A 2,743-nucleotide genomic window follows, 5' to 3' on the forward strand; every position below is an offset into this window, starting at 1 on the left:
CGGCGAACCGCGGCTCGCCGAAGCGCCACGGCGGCGGCGGCTGTGGTGGTGCGATGGACCCGCGTGGCGCCGCCCGCCCTCGGGGTGGCCGGGGGCTGCTCGCCGATGGCGGCGGTGTTGCAGCTGCGGGGTCGGTCAGAAGGCGTTGGGGCCGAAGCGCATGACGGCGACGAACAGGGCGAGTCCGCCGAGCACGACGTTGATCGGGACCATGCTGCCTTCGCCGCGGCGGAGGTGGGTGATCGCGGCGCCGACCATGGTGACGGCGAGACCGGCGGCGGCGAGCGGGGTCAGGACGGTCGCGATACCGGTCGCGGCGGGCAGGACCAGGCCGATCGCGCCGAGGACCTCGACCGCGCCGATGCCCTTGACCTGACCGTCGGAGAAGTCCTCGGTCCAGGCCATGCCGGAGGCGGCGAGCTTGGCTTTGGGCTGGGTGAGCTTCATCAGGCCGGCGGCGGCGAACGCCGCGGCGAGCAGGCCGGCGATGATCCAGAGGACGAGGTTCATGACTGTTCCTTGTTCTGCCAGTGGGCGGGGTGGCGGCCGGGCCGGTAGGCCGCCGGCCGGACTGGGTGGAGCCGGGGAGCGGTGGTGGTCACGCGGGGGTGGACGTGCTGCGCTGCCAGGTGACGGTCAGGGCGTTGCGCTGACCGAACCGTTCCAGGTGGCTGCCGAGGGCGTGCTCGAGGCGGGCGAGGGACTCGGAGTCGGGCGCCTCGGCCTGCAGCACGAGCACCCCGTCGCCGACGGTGATTCGGGCGACCGAGCCGAGAACGGTCGCGGTCCAGCTGCCCTGCTCTTCGACGAAGGTGACCTTGCGGCCGAGGTGGCTGACGAGCTGCTTGGCGTAGCGGCCGGGGACGTCGGTGGCGACGTCCGCGCGGGAGGTGTGCCACGTCGTACCGGCAGAGGTTGTGGTGAGGTCCGGGCTGGTCATCGGGGTCTCCTCGCGGCCGGGCCGCAGGCGGGATGAGGTGCGCAGGGGTGGCGCGACCGGCCGGAGAGCCGGGGCCGGGAGGCGCCCGCGCGGGGCTGTGGGGTGGTTCAGGCGGCTTGGAAGCTGCGCTTGGACAGTCCGACCATGTAGCCGTCGATGGTGGTGGTGACCGGGGCGGTGGGGTCGGTCGCGGCGCCGAGGGTGACGAACAGCGGGGTGAAGTGCTCGACGGTGGGGTGGGCGTAGCGCAGGCCGGGGGCCCGGGTGCGGAAGTGCGCGAGCTCTTCCACGTCCCCGCGGGACAGGGCGTCGGCGGCCCAGGCGTCGAACTCCGCCGACCAGCGCGGCACGCTGGCGCTGCGCATGTCGATGTGCGCCAGGCCGTGGGTCATGAACCCCGACCCGATGACGAGGACACCCTGCTCCCGCAACGTCCGGAGCCGGCTCCCGATCTCCAACAGCTTCGTGGTGCTGGCGCGGGTAGGCAGACTCAGCTGCAGCACCGGCACGTCGGCGTGCGGGTACATCACTTTCAGCGGCACCCACGCGCCGTGGTCCAGGCCGCGGCGGTGCTCGTAGACGTGCTCGGTGGTGGGCAGCACGTCCAGGAGCTGACGGGCCAGCCCGGACGCCTCGGGGGTGTCCAACCGCATCTCGAAGTACGTCCGGGAGAACCCGCCGAAGTCATACACGAGCTCGGTCGGGACCGTGCTGGTGATCCCGAGGCTGTCGGACTCCCAGTGCGCGCTCACGATCAGGATCGCTTTCGGCTTCGGCATCGACCGGGCCCAACCGACCAGCTGCTCCATCCAGCCCGCGTCCTCGAACAGCGGCGGAGCGCCGTGACTGATGTACAGCGACGGCAACGGCCCGTCGTCCGGGGTCCACGCCGCGTGCGGCTGCTCGCGGTCGAGAGCGTCGACCAGGTGCAGATGCCCCACGAAGGGGTGCCGCGGGTCGATCCGCGCGTCCGCAGCAGCGGTCGAACTGCTCGCAGGGTTCAACAGGCTCATCACGGGCTCCGAGTCGTGGCGCAGGAACGAGGGACGTCGCACGGGGGCTGGCTGCAGCTGGACGGGTCAGGCAGTCGGCATCCACCGGCGGTACGCGGCCACCGCGATTCCCGCGGTCAGGACGTGCATCACCATCAGCGCCAGCACCCCGGTCGTCGACGTGCCCGGCATCGCGTCACTCACGAGCAGCGCGACGTCCGGCAGCAGCGACACTCCCAGCACCGTCGGGACCAGCGTCCGCAGCACCGCACCGCTGCGCTGCGACCGGTTCACGATCAGACGCCAGCCGAACGCGCCGACCAGCACACCCAGCACCGTCCACATCACGATCGGACCCGGCGTCAACGGAAGGAACTCCGCACTCACCCCCAACGGGCCCCGCGCGGTCAGCGACACCGCGAGGTTGACCACACCCGCGGCGACAGCCGCGACCCCACCCGCGGTCAGCGCCGACCCCACCGAGAACCGGCGGGCCGACGAACCGGACCCAGCAGAAACAGCGGTCGTCGCAGTGGTGGCGGCGGAAGACGTGGTCATCAAAGGCTCCAAACAGGCAGAAGATCGGCAGAGAGTCACGCTGCGGGTCTGACAGACCTATCGGCCCGCCCAACCCCTCACTTGACGTGGAAACCATGATGCACCCGCATGGGTTACCGCGTCAAGTAACCCGACGGCATGACCAGCGGCGAGCCCCGGTGGCTCACCCCACAGCAGTCAGGACCCCGAACAGCGCTTGACCCGGATCGCTGCTGAGCCTCGGGTTCCGACTCACGCTGGCGACCGTGCGGGT

4 protein-coding genes are annotated in these 2,743 nt (G+C 71.4%); all 4 read right to left on the bottom strand.

Translation table 11 applies throughout. The features are described from left to right. Positions 1-135: 135 nt before the first annotated feature. The 4 genes from VN520_RS18025 to VN520_RS18040 all read right to left on the bottom strand — a co-directional run bounded on the left by VN520_RS18025 (position 136) and on the right by VN520_RS18040 (position 2,490). Positions 136-510, bottom strand: a complete 375-nt coding sequence (locus VN520_RS18025; protein WP_325747952.1) for a DoxX family protein — start codon at positions 508-510, stop codon at positions 136-138. Positions 511-598: 88 nt separating this feature from the next. Next, complete coding sequence (locus tag VN520_RS18030) at positions 599-940, bottom strand: DUF2218 domain-containing protein (protein WP_325747953.1); 342 nt, start codon at positions 938-940, stop codon at positions 599-601. A gap of 107 nt (positions 941-1,047) precedes the next feature. Further along, positions 1,048-1,953 carry a class III extradiol ring-cleavage dioxygenase gene (locus VN520_RS18035; RefSeq protein ID WP_325747954.1) on the bottom strand — a complete coding sequence of 302 codons (906 nt, stop codon included), beginning with the start codon at positions 1,951-1,953 and terminating at the stop codon, positions 1,048-1,050. A gap of 66 nt (positions 1,954-2,019) precedes the next feature. Beyond that, positions 2,020-2,490 (bottom strand): hypothetical protein, encoded by a 471-nt coding sequence (locus tag VN520_RS18040; protein ID WP_325747955.1) that lies wholly within the window; start codon positions 2,488-2,490, stop codon positions 2,020-2,022. Positions 2,491-2,743: the final 253 nt, after the last annotated feature.

Origin of the sequence: Streptomyces sp., from assembly GCF_035563135.1 — a bacterium.
GTDB lineage: Bacteria > Actinomycetota > Actinomycetes > Streptomycetales > Streptomycetaceae > Streptomyces.